Origin of the sequence: Staphylococcus sp. EZ-P03 (assembly GCF_003344575.1) — a bacterium.
In the GTDB taxonomy this organism is placed as follows: Bacteria; Bacillota; Bacilli; order Staphylococcales; family Staphylococcaceae; genus Staphylococcus; species Staphylococcus simulans_B.
The window spans coordinates 15,267-31,075 of record NZ_QPMO01000015.1 but is presented as its reverse complement, the minus strand read 5'-3'; the positions used below and the strand labels follow the sequence as shown (position 1 = coordinate 31,075).

The 15,809-nt window shown below is 35.7% G+C and carries 16 protein-coding genes, 1 other RNA gene and 1 pseudogene; 13 read left to right on the top strand and 5 right to left on the bottom strand.

Annotated features, from left to right (window positions below; translation table 11 throughout):
* Positions 1 to 10: 10 nt before the first annotated feature.
* The 4 genes from DVJ99_RS07825 to ssrA all read left to right on the top strand — a co-directional run bounded on the left by DVJ99_RS07825 (position 11) and on the right by ssrA (position 4,208).
* Entirely contained in the window at positions 11 to 751 is a 741-nt protein-coding gene (locus tag DVJ99_RS07825) for an alpha/beta hydrolase (RefSeq protein WP_105993590.1), read from the top strand.
* A 47-nt stretch (positions 752 to 798) separates the two neighbouring features.
* Positions 799 to 3,159 carry a ribonuclease R gene (gene rnr / locus DVJ99_RS07820; protein ID WP_114603797.1) on the top strand — a complete coding sequence of 787 codons (2,361 nt, stop codon included), beginning with the start codon at positions 799 to 801 and terminating at the stop codon, positions 3,157 to 3,159.
* A 71-nt stretch (positions 3,160 to 3,230) separates the two neighbouring features.
* Positions 3,231 to 3,701 carry an SsrA-binding protein SmpB gene (smpB, locus tag DVJ99_RS07815; RefSeq protein ID WP_105993592.1) on the top strand — a complete coding sequence of 157 codons (471 nt, stop codon included), beginning with the start codon at positions 3,231 to 3,233 and terminating at the stop codon, positions 3,699 to 3,701.
* A gap of 146 nt (positions 3,702 to 3,847) precedes the next feature.
* Positions 3,848 to 4,208, top strand: a transfer-messenger RNA (tmRNA) gene (gene ssrA / locus DVJ99_RS07810).
* A 152-nt stretch (positions 4,209 to 4,360) separates the two neighbouring features.
* Here the strand turns inward: ssrA and DVJ99_RS13295 are convergent.
* Positions 4,361 to 5,038, bottom strand: a complete 678-nt coding sequence (locus DVJ99_RS13295; RefSeq protein WP_240430824.1) for a DUF4352 domain-containing protein — start codon at positions 5,036 to 5,038, stop codon at positions 4,361 to 4,363.
* 389 nt (positions 5,039 to 5,427) lie between these two features.
* Here DVJ99_RS13295 and DVJ99_RS07800 point away from each other — a divergent pair, with 389 nt between their 5' ends.
* Positions 5,428 to 5,631 (top strand): cold-shock protein, encoded by a 204-nt coding sequence (locus tag DVJ99_RS07800; RefSeq protein WP_105993593.1) that lies wholly within the window; start codon positions 5,428 to 5,430, stop codon positions 5,629 to 5,631.
* A gap of 74 nt (positions 5,632 to 5,705) precedes the next feature.
* Here the strand turns inward: DVJ99_RS07800 and DVJ99_RS07795 are convergent, their stop codons facing one another.
* Entirely contained in the window at positions 5,706 to 6,416 is a 711-nt protein-coding gene (locus DVJ99_RS07795) for a hypothetical protein (RefSeq protein ID WP_114603796.1), read from the bottom strand.
* Positions 6,417 to 6,640: 224 nt separating this feature from the next.
* Between DVJ99_RS07795 and DVJ99_RS07790 the strand changes: the two are divergent.
* Positions 6,641 to 7,974 (top strand): annotated as a pseudogene (locus DVJ99_RS07790) (IS1182 family transposase).
* Positions 7,975 to 8,124: 150 nt separating this feature from the next.
* Here DVJ99_RS07790 and DVJ99_RS07785 read toward each other — a convergent pair.
* Positions 8,125 to 9,429 carry a TrkH family potassium uptake protein gene (locus DVJ99_RS07785; RefSeq protein WP_114603795.1) on the bottom strand — a complete coding sequence of 435 codons (1,305 nt, stop codon included), beginning with the start codon at positions 9,427 to 9,429 and terminating at the stop codon, positions 8,125 to 8,127.
* A gap of 214 nt (positions 9,430 to 9,643) precedes the next feature.
* On the opposite strand from DVJ99_RS07785, the gene DVJ99_RS07780 reads away from it, so the two are divergent.
* The 3 genes from DVJ99_RS07780 to DVJ99_RS07770 all read left to right on the top strand — a co-directional run bounded on the left by DVJ99_RS07780 (position 9,644) and on the right by DVJ99_RS07770 (position 11,810).
* Positions 9,644 to 10,225, top strand: a complete 582-nt coding sequence (locus DVJ99_RS07780; protein WP_105993596.1) for a LemA family protein — start codon at positions 9,644 to 9,646, stop codon at positions 10,223 to 10,225.
* Positions 10,222 to 11,091: a TPM domain-containing protein gene (locus DVJ99_RS07775; RefSeq protein ID WP_114603794.1), complete on the top strand. Its 870-nt coding sequence runs from the start codon at positions 10,222 to 10,224 to the stop codon at positions 11,089 to 11,091. The genes DVJ99_RS07780 and DVJ99_RS07775 overlap by 4 nt, the downstream gene beginning before the upstream one ends.
* 515 nt (positions 11,092 to 11,606) lie before the next feature.
* Positions 11,607 to 11,810: a YozE family protein gene (locus DVJ99_RS07770; RefSeq protein ID WP_114603793.1), complete on the top strand. Its 204-nt coding sequence runs from the start codon at positions 11,607 to 11,609 to the stop codon at positions 11,808 to 11,810.
* A 218-nt stretch (positions 11,811 to 12,028) separates the two neighbouring features.
* Here DVJ99_RS07770 and DVJ99_RS07765 read toward each other — a convergent pair whose 3' ends face one another.
* On the bottom strand, positions 12,029 to 12,544 hold the full coding sequence (locus DVJ99_RS07765) for a GNAT family N-acetyltransferase (protein WP_114603792.1): 516 nt from the start codon (positions 12,542 to 12,544) through the stop codon (positions 12,029 to 12,031).
* Positions 12,545 to 12,969: 425 nt separating this feature from the next.
* Here DVJ99_RS07765 and aroD point away from each other — a divergent pair, with 425 nt between their 5' ends.
* Complete coding sequence (gene aroD, locus DVJ99_RS07760) at positions 12,970 to 13,695, top strand: type I 3-dehydroquinate dehydratase (protein ID WP_114603791.1); 726 nt, start codon at positions 12,970 to 12,972, stop codon at positions 13,693 to 13,695.
* Between the two features lie 72 nt (positions 13,696 to 13,767).
* Entirely contained in the window at positions 13,768 to 14,310 is a 543-nt protein-coding gene (locus tag DVJ99_RS07755; RefSeq protein ID WP_105993601.1) for a nitroreductase family protein, read from the top strand.
* Positions 14,311 to 14,381: 71 nt separating this feature from the next.
* Here the strand turns inward: DVJ99_RS07755 and DVJ99_RS07750 are convergent, their stop codons facing one another.
* A complete protein-coding gene (locus tag DVJ99_RS07750) occupies positions 14,382 to 14,705 on the bottom strand; it encodes a thioredoxin family protein (RefSeq protein ID WP_105993602.1) in 324 nt (107 codons plus the stop codon).
* Positions 14,706 to 14,848: 143 nt separating this feature from the next.
* Here DVJ99_RS07750 and DVJ99_RS07745 point away from each other — a divergent pair, with 143 nt between their 5' ends.
* Positions 14,849 to 15,205, top strand: coding sequence for an arsenate reductase family protein (locus DVJ99_RS07745; protein ID WP_105993603.1), 357 nt, complete (start codon positions 14,849 to 14,851; stop codon positions 15,203 to 15,205).
* Between the two features lie 149 nt (positions 15,206 to 15,354).
* A complete protein-coding gene (gene gcvH, locus DVJ99_RS07740; RefSeq protein WP_105993604.1) occupies positions 15,355 to 15,735 on the top strand; it encodes a glycine cleavage system protein GcvH in 381 nt (126 codons plus the stop codon).
* Positions 15,736 to 15,809: the final 74 nt, after the last annotated feature.

Here is a 15,809-nt window from a genome sequence, read left to right as displayed (position 1 = left end):
GTTGAAAGACATGCAGATTAAATTGCCTGAACCGTTCTTCTTTGAAGAAGGGAATAGAGCAGTATTATTATTACATGGGTTTACTGGGAATTCATCAGATGTACGTCAGTTAGGACGTTTCTTGCAGAAGAAAGGTTATACATCTTATGCACCTCAGTATGAAGGCCATGCAGCACCACCGGAGGAAATTCTGCAATCCAGTCCGCATGTCTGGTTTAAAGATGCGTTAGACGGATATGATTTCTTAAAATCCAAAGGATATGATGAAATCGCAGTGGCTGGATTATCTTTAGGCGGCGACTTTGCCTTGAAATTAAGCTTAAACAGAGATGTAGAGGGTATTGTAACCATGTGTGCGCCTATGTTTATCAAGACAGAAGGCTCAATGTACGAAGGCGTATTAGAATATGCACGCAACTTTAAGAAATACCAAGGTAAAGATGAAGCGACAATCGATCGCGAAATGGATGCATTCCATCCGACTGACACTTTAAAAGAGCTTCAGCAAACAATTCAAGATGTGAGAGATCATGTTGATGAGGTAATGGACCCCTTATTGGTCATTCAAGCTGAACAAGATGATATGATTAACCCTGAATCTGCAAATGTAATTTATGATGAAGCGTCATCTGATGACAAATCAATTAAATGGTATGCAGAATCAGGTCACGTTATTACGATTGATAAAGAAAAAGAACAAGTTTTCGAAGATATTTATGCCTTCTTAGAAGGACTAGATTGGTCTGAATAAGATCATTAAAAATAAACTATTAAATAAGGAAGAAAGGAGGGGGCATAATGGATTTAAAACAATCTGTAGCAGAAATCATTAAACAACCTGATTATGAACCTATGTCAGTGTCAGATTTCCAAGATCGTTTAGGTTTAGATAATGCCGACTCATTCAGAGACTTAATAAAGGTGTTAGTTGAACTAGAACAATCCGGACTTGTGGAACGCACTAAAACAGACCGCTATAAAAGAAAGAGCAGTCAAAAGAAAATGAAAGACAACTTAGTCAAAGGGACTTTAAGCCAAAACAAAAAAGGTTTTGCCTTCTTAAGACCTGAAGACGAAGACATGGAAGATATCTTTATTCCTCCGACTAAAATCAACCGCGCCATGGATGGCGACACTGTTATTGTAGAAGTGCAGCCCTCACGCGGAGATTTCAAAGGAAAAGTCGAAGGGGAAGTAAAATCAATTGAAAAACATTCCGTTACACAAGTAGTCGGGACGTATACAGAAGGCCGTCATTTCGGTTTCGTAATCCCGGATGACAAACGTATTATGCAAGATATTTTCATTCCGAAAGGTCAAAGCTTAGGTGCTGTAGAAGGCCATAAAGTGTTAGTGCAGATTTCTAAATACGCACAAGGCAACGATAATCCTGAAGGCCATGTTTCTGCGATCTTAGGGCATAAAAATGACCCGGGTGTAGATATTCTTTCAATTATTTACCAACATGGCATTGAAATCGAATTCCCTGATGAAGTATTGAAAGAAGCAGAAGCGGTACCGGAAACTATCCAGCCGTCAGAATTAGAAGGCCGCAGAGACTTGCGTGATGAATTAACAATCACAATTGATGGCGCAGATGCGAAAGACTTAGATGATGCGATTGCGCTGAAAAAGCTTAAAAACGGCAATACGCAATTAACAGTAAGTATCGCAGATGTCAGCCATTATGTTAAAGAAGACTCAGCGTTAGACAAAGAAGCATATGACCGCGGTACAAGTGTTTATTTAGTAGACCGTGTTATTCCGATGATTCCGCATCGATTAAGCAATGGTATCTGTTCATTGAACCCGAATGTAGACCGCTTAACATTAAGTTGTCGTATGGAAATCAATCAAGACGGCAAAGTGGTAAAACATGAAATCTTCGACAGTGTGATTCAATCTGATCATCGTATGACTTATGATGAAGTAAATCAGATTATTACGGATAAAGATGAAGTGGTACGTTCAAAATATTCAGATGTGACACCGATGCTGGATATGGCGCAAGAATTAAGCAATACACTGATTCAAATGCGTAAACGCCGCGGTGAAATAGACTTTGACATTGATGAAGCACAAGTTATCGTTAATGACGAAGGTATTCCGGTAGAAGTGAGAATGCGTGAACGCGGCGAAGGTGAACGCTTAATCGAATCCTTTATGTTAGCTGCGAACGAAACAGTTGCGGAACACTTCAACAAAATGGAAGTACCGTTTATCTATCGTGTGCACGAACAGCCGAAATCAGATCGCTTAACACAATTCTTCGAATTCATTACGAACTTCGGAATTTTGGTAAGAGGTACAGGCGAAGATGTATCTCCAAGTACACTTCAAGAAATTCATGAAAAAGTGAAAGGTCTGCCTGAACAAACAGTAGTATCTACTATGATGTTACGCTCTATGCAGCAGGCACGCTATGAAGATACGAACTTAGGCCACTTCGGTTTATCAGCGGATTATTATACGCACTTTACGTCACCGATTCGTCGTTATCCTGACTTAGTTGTCCATCGACTCATCCGCAAATACTTGATAGAAGATTCAATGAGCGGTAAAGAACTAAGAAAATGGGAAGATAAACTTCCAGAAATCGCAGAACATACTTCTAATCGCGAACGTCGTGCAATTGAAGCTGAACGTGACACGGACGAACTGAAGAAAGCAGAATTTATGCTTCAACACATCGGTGATGAGTTTGAAGGTATCATCAGTTCTGTCGCAAACTTCGGTATGTTTGTAGAATTGCCGAATACTGTAGAAGGTATGGTGCATGTGTCTAATATGACAGATGACTATTACCAATTCGCAGAAGGTCAAATGGCTATGATCGGCGAACGCTCAGGCAATGTCTTCCGCATTGGCGACGCTGTTAAAATCAAAGTCGTTAATGTCGATGTGGAACAACGTATGATTGATTTCCAAATCTTAGGCATGCCGGAACCAAAACGCAAAAAATCAAGTGAACGTCCTGCACGCGGTACGACAATCCAAACAAAAACACGCGGTAAAAACCTTGGCGGAGATAAGAAAAAAGGCAAGAAGAAACAACGTAAAGGTAAAAACCAACGTAACCGCGATAAACAAAACAATACAAATCACAAACCGTTTTACAAAAGTAAAAAGGTAAAACAAAAAGCACGTAAAAAGAAATAATGTATGAGAAAGAGATTTAAGTACTGTGTACTTATTTCTCTTTATAATAATTTCAACAAGAGGTGAACACGATGTCGAAGAAGAAGAAAAAATCTCCTGGTACTTTAGCGGAGAACCGCAAAGCCAGACACGATTATAATATAGAGGATACGCTTGAAGCGGGCATTGTGTTAAGAGGTACAGAAATTAAATCCATTCGTCGCGGCAGTGCCAACTTAAAAGATAGTTTCGCACAAGTGAAAAATGGTGAAATTTACGTTCATAATATGCATATTGCGCCTTATGAAGAAGGCAACCGATTTAATCACGATCCATTGCGCCCAAGAAAACTGCTCTTGCACAAAAGAGAGATTCAAAAATTGGGAACACGTACACGTGAAATCGGCTATTCTATTATTCCATTAAAACTGTATCTCAAGCATGGACAATGCAAAGTCTTAATTGGTGTTGCGCGAGGTAAGAAAAAATACGATAAGCGTCAAGATCTTAAAGATAAAGCAGTAAAGCGCGATATCCAACGTGCAATGAAAGACCGTTATTAAGGGCAAGCAGGCACGTCCTGCTTCCCGCATCTTATTTAAGAATAATAAGAGAATGTAAACAATTTCGTTGCCTAGTTAAAGTTTATTTGATATGATAAAGAATGCTTTCGGATTCTTTACAATTAGAATCTGTTTATTAATATTAAGGGGGCGTTTTGGATTCGACAGGGGTCCCCAGAGCTTATTAAGCGTGTCGGAGGGTTGTCTTCGTTATCAACACACTCAGTTTATAATAACTGGCAAATCAAACAATAATTTAGCAGTAGCTGCCTAATCGCACTCTGCATCACCTAACAGCATCGCCTATGTGCTGTTAACGTGATTCAACTTTAGTAGGATACGCTAGGCACTGCTGTTCGAAGTCTGTCTAGAAGAGATTAAGCGAACTAGCATGGTGTTGGTTGTCTATTTCCTACCACCATGTGAAATTTGAATAATAGACTACACACGTAGAAAGATTTGTATCAGGATCCTTGGACGCGGGTTCAAATCCCGCCGCCTCCATACATATGCCTATAACCCGCGCGGTTATGGGCTTTTTTATTTGGATATTGCCACAAAAAGTGCGCAAATTTATTGATTTTTTATAAAGGTTTTTAATGACTGTGTTTGTATGAAAACAAAGAAAGAGGGCAGCTTTTGAGCTGCCCAAAATGAGATTATTTTAATTTGATTTTTTCTGTTTTAGTTCCAAAAACACCAGATTGAACTTGAAGTACTAAATCTTGTTTGTTTGCGACTTCTTTTGATACATCGAAAACAACTTTTCCATTTTTAGTGCTGTCTGGATTTATTTTATCTCCAAAGAAACCTAGATCATCAGGCGATACAGCTTGGTTGGCAGTCGTTGATGCTGCAGAATCAGCTTCATAAGTTTTGCCGTCCCCAACTAATTTGAAAAATGAGTTTGCAATATCTACTGCTTTATCTCCATTATTTTTAACAGTAACGTCTAAAATAATAAATGTTCCTTTTGCTTTGTTAGTCAGCACATTTCCCACTTGATCAGCAACTGCTTTATTTGTCACATTGAACTCTAGTTTATCGAGTTTAACAACTTCATTCATTTTGTGAGTGGCTTTAGTTTCTTTTTTAGTATCTTGTTTCTTTTCTGATTTTGATTCAGACTTTGTATTGCTAGTATTATCGTTTTGAGGAACGTTGTTATTTGTCATCATATTCACAGCACCCATTACTACTAAAACTGTAATCAGGATTTTAACCCACAACTTCCAGGATTTGAACTTCCACATTAAAAATAGACCTACTGGAAATACAAATAATAGCATTAAAATCGTAAACCAAGTTGATTTATACCATTCTTCCTTTTGTTTCATGTTGTAACCTCCAAGATGTTTTGATTATAATAAAGCGGATATACGCCTATTAACATAAAAAGAATATGTTTGTAAAAACTTTGTGAAAAGTATTTTTGTTTTGTAAATATTGTATAGTTATTTTGTGTAAGTGCCAATAGGAAATTCTTCATTTTCTAAATTTTATGGTCAATCAAAATGTAATTTTACATTATAGGTTGGTGTTTTTTTATTTGTAAGTGCTATTTGAGTCAAAAGGGTGTACAAATCGAAAAAATACGTGTAGTATTGAACTTAAGTAATTTTTGTTCGTGAAATTAATTTGAAGTTTTATTCGTATGAATTTGCTCCCATTGATTTTTATAAACAAGTTACAAATATTCGTGCAAAAGCACATGGAGGATTTTTATATGAATAACGGTACAGTTAAATGGTTTAACGCAGAAAAAGGTTTTGGATTTATCGAAAGAGAAAATGGCGACGACGTATTCGTACACTTCTCAGCAATCCAAGGCGATGGCTACAAAACATTAGAAGAAGGCCAACAAGTTGACTTCGACATCGTTGAAGGCGACCGCGGTGAACAAGCTGCTAACGTTGTAAAAATGTCATAATTTTTACTAAAGCTGAAATAAGCAGCACAACAATCTTTTAAAGGTTGTTGTGCTGCTTTTCTTTTTTCTTATTTTTATTGTTTATATTGATCGTATTTTCCTGCTTCGATATCTGCTTCTCGTCTTTGTATTTCATCATATATAGCTTTTTGTTCTTCTTTACTACCATCGTAATAGCCTTGTTCTATTGCAGCTTTAGTTTGGAGTTCTTGAGTAGATAAGCCGCCATGATATTTTTTACGTAGTGCATTGATGTATTCGTCTTTTGTTTGTGCAGCATTAATTTCAGCATTAACATCTTGTTCTGAAGTATTTGATTGAGTATTACCTTGTTGTTCGTAGATGGATTTTTCCGCACCGCTTTCAACACGTAATGAACTTTGGTAGGCAGCACTTGCTGGTCCTTCCATCACGTTGCCTTGTGGGATGACGCCATTTGCGACTGCAGAGTTATAGGCCTGTATTTTATCCATTTCGCTGTAATTACCATAAATAACACTTTCTAATGTAGCGCGGTCAGTTATATTGTTGAGACTGACTTGCTTTTGAGTATTGTTATTGTCTTGTTGTTGCTTATTATGAGGTGAGCTTTTAGAGGAATTATTTTCTGAAGTCTTTGATTTGTTCTGGCTGTCGTTTTCTTTTTGCTTAGCTTTTGAGTGCTCTTTTGACTTTTTAGTTGATTCACTTTGCGATTTCTTTTCGCTTTTATCTGAATCATTATCGCTATTGCAAGCTGAGAGCAATAATAAGCTTGTAGCGAGGATAAAGCATAATTTTTTCATAATCATTTTTCCTTTCTAAATAGGGTTACTTATAATATAACTGTAATTTATATTTTGTAAAACCCTATATCGTAAAAGAAAACAAGACCTGAAAAACAGGTCTTGTCAGACTGTCGACAAAGTCCTACGGACTTGTCGGCATTTTTTATTTTTCAATATTTTACATAACAACCTGTTTGCCCATTTCTTGTATAATAATAGTAATAAGATATTGAGGTGATAGTATGCTAAATAAATCTTCCAATAACAGAGAACAACTTGAAATGATTTCAATATCTCAGTTAGTTCCTGATGATCACTTGTTACGTAAAGTTGAAAAAGTCTTAGATCTTAACTTTGTTTATGATTTAGTGAAAGATAAATACTGCTTAGATAATGGCAGACCTTCTATAGACCCTGTAATTCTAGTAAAAATCCTTCTAATTCAAAAATTATTCGGTATTAAATCTATGAGACAAACTATAAAAGAAATTCACACTAATGTAGCGTACCGATGGTACTTAGGTTATGGATTCTTTGATAAAGTTCCTCATTTTGGTACTTTTAGCAAAAACTACACCCGCCGATTTTATGATAATAAGGTATTTGAAGAAATCTTCCAACACATCTTAGAAATTGCTTTTGAAAATAATCTTATTAATACCGAGCAAATTTTTATCGATTCAACTCATATTAAAGCCAATGCCAATAAAAATAAATACATTAAGAAAGTTGTTCAAATTGAAGCCAAAGCATACCAAAAAGAATTGGATGATGAAGTAAATCTTCTAAGAAAAGCCGATGGAAAAAAGCCTATAAAAAAGAAAAAGGAAGTGAAAACTAAATATATAAAAGAAAGTAAAACTGATCCAGAGTCTGGTTATTATGTGAAGAGCGAGAGAGAAAAGCAATTTGCCTATTCGCTACATGCATGTGTCGATAGACACGGCTTCATTTTAGATTCACATGTCACTCCAGGAAATGTCCATGATAGTACACAATTGAAACCTATGATAGAAAGAATGGAGAAATTAGGTTTAAAGGCGAGATATGTAGCAGTTGATTCTGGTTATAAGACTCCAGCTAACGCACACTATCTTATTGAAAAATTAATAATACCTGTGATGCCGTATACTCGACCAAAAGGAAAAGAAGGTTTCTTCAAAAATCGCGATTTCATCTACGATGAATATTATGATAGTTATATTTGTCCTAATGATGAGTTTTTAACTTACAAAAGAACTATGCCCACTGGACACAGACTATATATGTCAAGTTCTGACACATGTCGTGAATGCCCATTATTGAGTAAATGTACCGAAAATAAACAGTTTCAAAAACAAATCCAAAGGCATGTATGGCAAGATGATTTGGATATAGTTGAAGACTTAAGGTTTATGGATTCAATTAAAAAATATATAAAATGAGAAGCCAAACAATAGAAAGACGATTTGGTGATGCTAAAGAGCAACATGGTATGAGATGGACACGTTTTCGAGGTTTAGGAAAGGTGACAATGGATACGATGTTTACTTGTGCTGCGATGAATTTGAAAAAAGTAGCTACGTGGCTTACATAAGAGTCCGTGAGGACTTCTATTTTAAAGAATTTTATACATATTTTCGAAAAAATCATAAAAAAACAAACTACCGTTACACTTTTTATATGCTATAACGATAGTTTGTCTACAGTCTGACAAGACCTGAAAAACAGGTCTTGTGTATACAGATTATAAATAGATATTGCCTTTGGCATATTGATAAAAGCGTTTTTTACTAGGGATGAACAGTGCTAATACTGTTACAACACCTAATTTACCGCATATCATGACAATAATGATAATAGCTTTTGTCAGAGTATGATATTCAGTTGTAAAGTTCATGCTTAAACCAACTGTACCAAAAGCTGATACGACTTCAAAAATAACTTTAATGAATGGTGTTGTTTCGTTTAAACAGCTGACAATAAAAGTGACAGTCAACACAAATATTAAACTTACAGAAGTGACAGTAATTGCTTTTGCGATTGTTTTAGGTTTAATCGTTCTATTGAAGAGTGTTGTATGATCATCGTCGCGCAATGTGCTGTATACAAACATAAGCACAACAATAAATGTAGTGACTTTAATACCGCCTGCTGCACTAAAAGGTGCACCGCCGATGAACATTAAAATCATCATCATAATTGCGGTAGGGGTATGAATCAAACCTAAATCTACAGATTGGAAACCGGCTGTTCTCGTAGTGACAGATTGAAAGAAAGAAGTGCCGATTTTAGCCCATATATTAAAAGGTCTTAACGTATTGGTATACTCTAATAAGAAATAGCCTGCTGTACCAATGGCAATTAAAGCTAGCGTAGTAGTAACTGCGACTTTTGTATGCAGCTTTAATTTAGATAATCTTCTTGTACGTATCAAATCAGACATCACTAATGGTCCAAGACCACCCATAATGATTAGTATAGGAATGATAAGTGTAACAACCGGATCATCATTGAACTCAATCATGTTCTTTGAAAATAATGCAAATCCTGCGTTATTGAACGCTGAAACAGCGGTGAACATACTGATGAAGATACCTTTGCCAATACCGTATTTCGGTACAAACGATAATGCTAAAAGCAGCATGCCGATGAATTCTGTTGTGATACTATACAGCGTTAATTGGCGAATTAAACGTACCATACCGCCAGGTTCATCCACATTCCAAGTGACCATAATCAATTTGCGTTCGTGCATGGATATTCTGCGGTTAGCGATAATCAATGTGAGTGTTGTAATGGTGACAATACCTAATCCGCCGATTTGAATCAAAAACATAATAATGATGTCGCCAAGCCAATTAAACTGTGTTGTGATATCTACAGTGGATAGGCCGGTAACAGTAAACGCACTAGAAGCTACAAAGAAAGCATCTATAAATGAGGTGTATTGCTTACCTGTCGCCGGCAAATACAGCAATAACGCTCCAAATAGTGTAGTGCTAAGAAATAATAGTAAATAAACAGTTAAGGGCTTCTTTAAGAAATCCAAACGAACACCTTCTAAACTTGAATGTATTTTTATGTGTATTTCGAATACAACTGTTATTATACAATTATTTTTGGTAATTGCATCTATAAAATAACACTGTTCAAAAATAAATTTATGAGGGTATAGACAAGAATCTTCTGTTCGTGAAATTTAGCCAGATAGATAGGTATCATGTATAATTAAATTGAGAATCTTTAAGTTAAAGGAGCAGATTATGAAGAAAATACTTACACCTCTTATCATCATCGGAATCGTTATAGTCATCATTGGAGTGACTATGATTGCACCTTACAATAAACTTGTAGGAATGGATGAAGATACTGAAAACCAACTGTCTAACATTGATAACCAGCTTCAACGCCGTGTTGATTTAATTCCAAACTTGGTAAATACTGTTAAAGGTTATGCGAAGCATGAAGAAGATGTATTTAAACAAGTTTCAGATGCACGCAGTAAACTAGCTGGTGCCTCAACACCGAAAGAAAAAGCTGAAGCAAACGAAGAAGTGAATTCTTCATTAAGCAGACTCTTAGCAATCAGTGAAAATTATCCAGATTTAAAAGCAGACAAACAATTCACTGGATTGCGCGATGAACTAGCTGGAACTGAAAACAGAATTGCGGTTGCCAGAAATGATTACAATACATCAGTCAATAAATATAACCAAGCCATCAGACACTTCCCAACAACCATTGTTGCTAAAATATTCGGATTCGATAAGAAAGAGTACTTTAAAGCTGAGAAAGGTGCCGATAAAGCTCCTAAAGTAGATTTCGGCACTGATAAATCTCAATGATAAAACGCATTGCCAGCTTATTAGTTGTAATGTTCGTTGGGATATTGCTCGTTGCACAGAATGCAGGTGCTGCGTCATCAGATAAATTTCCTAAACTAGAACCACCGGTATTTGTTCAAGATCATGCAGATTTAATTTCTGCGCAAGATAAAGACGAAATTGTAAATAAAGGTCAAAAATTGCAAGATGGTACAGACTCGGACATTTTGGTTATGACGATGAAGTCCATCGGTCAAACACCAAAAGAAGACTATGCATATCAAGCTGGCCGCCACTATAAAGTAGGGGACCAAAAGCATAGTCGAGGTGTCGTCATTCTAGTCAATTTAGATAATGGTAATGAATATCAAAACAGAGGTATCCAAGTAGCTGTCGGAAGAGGCCTGGAAGGTGTCTTAAACGATGCTAAAGTAGGTGCTCTGATTGATGACAACTTCATGCCTTATGCGAAAAAAGCAGCACATGCTGATAGTAAGGAACAACAAAAAGCATATTACAGTCAAGGTATTACACAACTGTACAATGCTGTATGGAAAGAGATAGCTAAAGCTTATGGTTATGATGGTGAAAAGTTCACTGAGTCTTCACCAAAAGAACAAGATAACTCAGAAGGAGATGCTTATTTAAGTGTCTTCGGCATCTTTTTCCTTATTGTCGTGATACTTATTATAATTTTCACTAAAAATGGCGGCGGCGGACCTCCAAGAGGCGGCGGTCGCAGAAGACATGATTCAGATACTTGGTGGGTCGGATCTGGAGGCTTTGGCGGAGACTTCGGCGGCTCATCAGGCGGTGGAGGATTCAGCGGCGGCAGTTTCGGCGGAGGCGGCGGCTTCGGCGGCGGAGGTGCCGGACGCGGATTCTAATCTCATCGCTATACACTAAGCAGGACTTTTTACGGTCCTGCTTTTTTATTTTGCACGCTTTTAATTAAAAATATTTCACACATGATTCAATTGAGCTATTTAAATATTACAAAAGATTGAATTTAGTGAAAAAATAATGCATTAAACTTTATAATGTCTGCATAAAAGCCTTGCGTTTCTGTACCCCCTCCGCTAACGTAGAGAGTAAGAAGAATGAATCCTGCAAAAATATATCAAAGATAGAAAAGCAAGCGTGATTATTGGGTGGATGAAGTCTTCGGAAAATTATGATTATTTGATCGGACGAACTTAGAATGTGAAAAACACAGTGCTGAAATAGGTTGATTGTTTTAATAAGTAATCAATGAATTTTGCTAAAAACTATATTCAATATGAAAATTTATGTTATACTGACAAAAAACCTATTTAACTGATAAGAATAATTTTTCGTAGATAGCGAAGACTTATTGATACTAGTGTTTTCAATTTAGAATATCTTTAAGTGGGGTTGTTATATGAGCTTTTATAAATTTATTATCACATTTATGGAAGATGATACACCATTTGGGCAATTAGCAGAGTATATTATTAAAGATAATAATTTTCCAAAAGAAGAAACAAATACAGAACATATCTTCGAGTATGTTCATGAAAATTATTATGAACACCATCTGTTAGAATCAGCAAACAGAGCCCTTAGCGTGTATAAAAGCAATTAAAATAAGCAAGTGCAAACTCATCATTTTTGCACTTGCTTTTCTCTTATATAAAATTAAATCGTAAAAATTACGATTTATGGTTTACAAATCTAACATCATCATGTAATATAAAACGTAACCGTTACGATTTACGGTCACTTAATTACAACTTACTTTACTTAATCAATTCGGTACACGGGAATGTACCGAATTTTTTTATTTTATGCCTCTCATACAGCTTAATTAAGGCGTGCTTCTTTTTGAATTGGATAGATTAACCAATGCTCATCGATATATTTCTCTCCGTATTTGCGTGATGCAGTTTCAAAACCGATTTTAGAAAAACCATATTCGCTGTAAAATGTAAGGGCACTGATATTGTTTGATGCGACCGGTGCTAAAATCTTTTCGATTGCACGTTGTTCGCAAAAATCAGTAACAGTGTTCAATAATTTCTCATCGAGATGATCGATATCTTTAACATACATATTTTCTATGATTGCTTTATGCTGTGTTCCGACAATAATAGGGTGAAACAAAGTTAATGCACCCACAAGTTCTTTGTTGAAGAAGACGCCGAATAAATATTGGACTTTATTGCTTTTATCTACTAGTCGTTTGAAATAGTCCTTTGACAATGTATTTTCATCATAAATCGCCCATGTATAAATATTTTTAAAGTCACGCGTTGCTTCTTTGAATAGTTGGTAGACCTCATCTAAATCTTCTGGGCCTAGCAAGCGGAATTCTTTCATAAATAACACCTCTTTTGGTATATCTGGATTTCTTGTTTGTTTGTCTTAATCCCGTTATCACTGATAAGTTTAATTTAATATTATTATACGTATTTAATCAAAGCAATACTAAAATGATAGTTTTAACAAAAAAGTAAAAATATAAAAGGTGTTGCTTGCAATATTAAGCTACATTAATCTGTTTGAATGTTATTGTACGTCTAGGTAATTCTTGTGCTATTATATAAAATAATTATAATGCGTATACACAAGCGTGAGAAGGGACAGATGACATGGGGTGCATTGCATTTATCGTTATAGCGCTTATTATTTTAGTTATATTATCATTCATAGTCTTACTTTTAGTTTTGGACTAGTGTTAAACTATTAATAATATAAATGATTCAAAATAACAAGCAGCAATGTTAAATAAAGGGGTTGTTACAATGACACAGGTTGAAGTCGCGGCTACTATTGCGCCGAAATTTGAAGCAACAGAAGAATTACTGACACAATTGAAGGAAAATGCAGCAGCAATAGATATCATTGAATTAAGAATCGATCAGCGAGAAACGTTTGTTCAAGAGGCATTAGAAGCATTAACAGCTGCATTGCATGAAGCACATCAAACAGCCAAAATCCTAGTGACCTATCGTACAAGTTCACAAGGCGGAAAAGGGGAAAAATCCGAAACAGCTTATTATGAATTGGTTGAAGCATTAATCAAATTGTCTGGTATTGATATGATTGATATTGAATGGGAAGAACAAAACAAATTACGTATTGAGCAATTAGTAAAGAAAGCACAAGCATCTGATATAGAAGTAGTACTTTCTCAACATGACTTCAATCAAACACCTCCGTTAGAAAACTTGAAATTTACTTACTTTAAAATGAGTAAGACAGGGGCAGATTATATAAAACTTGCAGTAATGCCGAACGCTGCAGAGGATGTAACGCATTTATTAGATGCGTTGTATATTTCATCAGAGAGTGTCGGCGCTAAAGTGATTGGTATTTCTATGTCTCAATTAGGACTGGTTTCAAGAACAGCGCAAGGTGTCTTTGGCGGTACAGTGTCATATGGTGCGTTAGGTGAAGCGCAAGCACCAGGACAAATTCATGTCAGCAAATTAAAAGAATTGTTAACTTTATATGATATAAACAAATAATTTGAAATAATATGTAAACCAATCTATACTATAAATGATAATGATTATCAATAGGTAAAGGAGAGTTGGATTGTGGAATTAAGGGAAGCAATTTCTTCAAGACGCAGTGTGAAGATTTTTGACCATGATATGCATATAGATGATAAAGCGTTGTATGAAGCATTAAAACTCTCTACAGATGCACCTAATCATGGAATGAGGGAACCTTGGAGAATCATCCATGTGTCTAAAGACAGACTGCCTGATTTAAGCAGATCGGTTTCTCGTTATGCGTTTCGCAACGAACCAGAGAAACAGCAAAGTCACTACGATGCAGTGACTAAATTAGGCGGCTTACTCGTATTGATTGTAAAACGAGATCCAAGACAAAAAGAAAACCTAGAGAACCATTTAGCATTTGGTGCTTATGCACAAAACTTGATGCTGCTGCTGCATGAAGCAGGCATCGGTACGTGCTGGAAAACACCGCCATACATTTTCCAACCTAAAGTGAGAAAAGTATTAGGTGTAGAAGATGATGAAGATTTATTAGGTTTCTTATATCTTACAGACATGGAAACAAAAATCCCTCCAAAAAAACCGCGTCATACTGAAAACTTTATTTCAGAATATTAATGTATAGAAAAAGCCGGGCTGCAAATCAATGCAACCCGGCTTTATTTATACGTTAGACGTAAAATTATTAATTATTTGTTGAAAGTTTGGCTTAAGAAATCTTCAACTTGTTCTGGAGATTTAGCATTTGCTGAATGCAAGTGTGCAGTTTTTTCGCCATCTTTGAATACAAGCAAGCTAGGAATACCCATGACTTCGTAATCTTGTGCAACATCTTCTAATTCGTCGCGGTTTACTGTATACCATTTATAGTCGTTGTATTTTTCAACAATCGGGTCAATCCACATATCCATAGCACGGCAATCAGGGCACCAGCCAGCTTCGAATTTAATGATAACTGGTTCATTGCTTTGAATGATATTATCGAAATCTTGACGTGTTTTAATCGATTCCATTTAAATTTCTCTCCTTTTTTCTGATACTACTAACATTATTATAACCAATTTGTGCGTAAGATTAAAAAAATATACCTATAATTTAAAGCGTTCTTTATGAAAATTTGCTATATTAGAAATAATTAGTTAAAGGAGGTCAAAAGATGATTAGATTCTATCAGTACCACAACTGTACGACTTGTAAAAAAGCTGCAAAATTTTTAGATGAATATGGTGTAAGTTATGAACCGATTGATATTGTAGAACTAAACCCGAATAAAAGAGAGCTGCAAGACATTATTGATAAAACGGGTGTTGAGCTTGATAAGTTATTTAACAAACGCGGAGGCAAATACCGCGAACTTGGTCTGAAAGATAGATTAGACAGTTTGTCTGATGATGAAAAACTAGATTTATTGGCTTCTGACGGTATGTTAGTCAAACGTCCGCTTGCTGTGTCTGGCAATAAAATTACATTAGGTTTTAAAGAGCAAGAATACAAAGATACTTGGGTAAATTAAGTTAAAAGCCCAACAGCAACAACAGATTGCTAATTATTAAATTAACTCTAAAGATTAAAAAACTACAAGATGTCTATAAATAGTTGAATGAAAAGGTTTCATATGGCATCATTAAAGAGTATTCATTTATAAAATAGGAGGGGATTCGTGTGGCAGTGCCAGAGGAATTAAAATATTCAAAAGAACATGAATGGGTAAAAGTTGAGGACGACACAGTAACAATCGGTATTACTGAATACGCTCAAGGAGAACTTGGTGATATCGTATTCGTTGAATTACCAGAAGCTGACGATGATATCGAAGAGGGCGAATCTTTCGGAAGCGTTGAATCAGTTAAAACTGTTTCTGAATTATACGCTCCAGTTTCAGGAACTGTAGTCGAAGTTAACGAAGAATTAGAAGACAGCCCAGAATTTGTTAATGAATCACCATACGAAAAAGCATGGATGGTTAAAGTTAAATTAAATGACGAAAGCCAATTAGATGAATTATTATCAGCAGATCAATATAAAGAAATGATCGGTGAATAATTGACGATTCGTCGTAACTCCAAGATACTTTGTGTTTTGGAGTTATTTTTTTATTTAACGGGCTATAAGTAACT

Bases quoted from the DNA above. Each gene is read 5' to 3' on its own strand.
- DVJ99_RS07825 (WP_105993590.1), top strand. From the start codon at position 11: ATGCAGATTAAATTGCCTGAACCGTTCTTCTTTGAAGAAGGGAATAGA.
- rnr (WP_114603797.1), top strand. From the start codon at position 799: ATGGATTTAAAACAATCTGTAGCAGAAATCATTAAACAACCTGATTAT.
- smpB (WP_105993592.1), top strand. From the start codon at position 3,231: ATGTCGAAGAAGAAGAAAAAATCTCCTGGTACTTTAGCGGAGAACCGC.
- DVJ99_RS13295 (WP_240430824.1), bottom strand. From the start codon at position 5,038: ATGAAACAAAAGGAAGAATGGTATAAATCAACTTGGTTTACGATTTTA.
- DVJ99_RS07800 (WP_105993593.1), top strand. From the start codon at position 5,428: ATGAATAACGGTACAGTTAAATGGTTTAACGCAGAAAAAGGTTTTGGA.
- DVJ99_RS07795 (WP_114603796.1), bottom strand. From the start codon at position 6,416: ATGAAAAAATTATGCTTTATCCTCGCTACAAGCTTATTATTGCTCTCA.
- DVJ99_RS07780 (WP_105993596.1), top strand. From the start codon at position 9,644: ATGAAGAAAATACTTACACCTCTTATCATCATCGGAATCGTTATAGTC.
- DVJ99_RS07775 (WP_114603794.1), top strand. From the start codon at position 10,222: ATGATAAAACGCATTGCCAGCTTATTAGTTGTAATGTTCGTTGGGATA.
- DVJ99_RS07770 (WP_114603793.1), top strand. From the start codon at position 11,607: ATGAGCTTTTATAAATTTATTATCACATTTATGGAAGATGATACACCA.
- DVJ99_RS07765 (WP_114603792.1), bottom strand. From the start codon at position 12,544: ATGAAAGAATTCCGCTTGCTAGGCCCAGAAGATTTAGATGAGGTCTAC.
- aroD (WP_114603791.1), top strand. From the start codon at position 12,970: ATGACACAGGTTGAAGTCGCGGCTACTATTGCGCCGAAATTTGAAGCA.
- DVJ99_RS07750 (WP_105993602.1), bottom strand. From the start codon at position 14,705: ATGGAATCGATTAAAACACGTCAAGATTTCGATAATATCATTCAAAGC.
- DVJ99_RS07745 (WP_105993603.1), top strand. From the start codon at position 14,849: ATGATTAGATTCTATCAGTACCACAACTGTACGACTTGTAAAAAAGCT.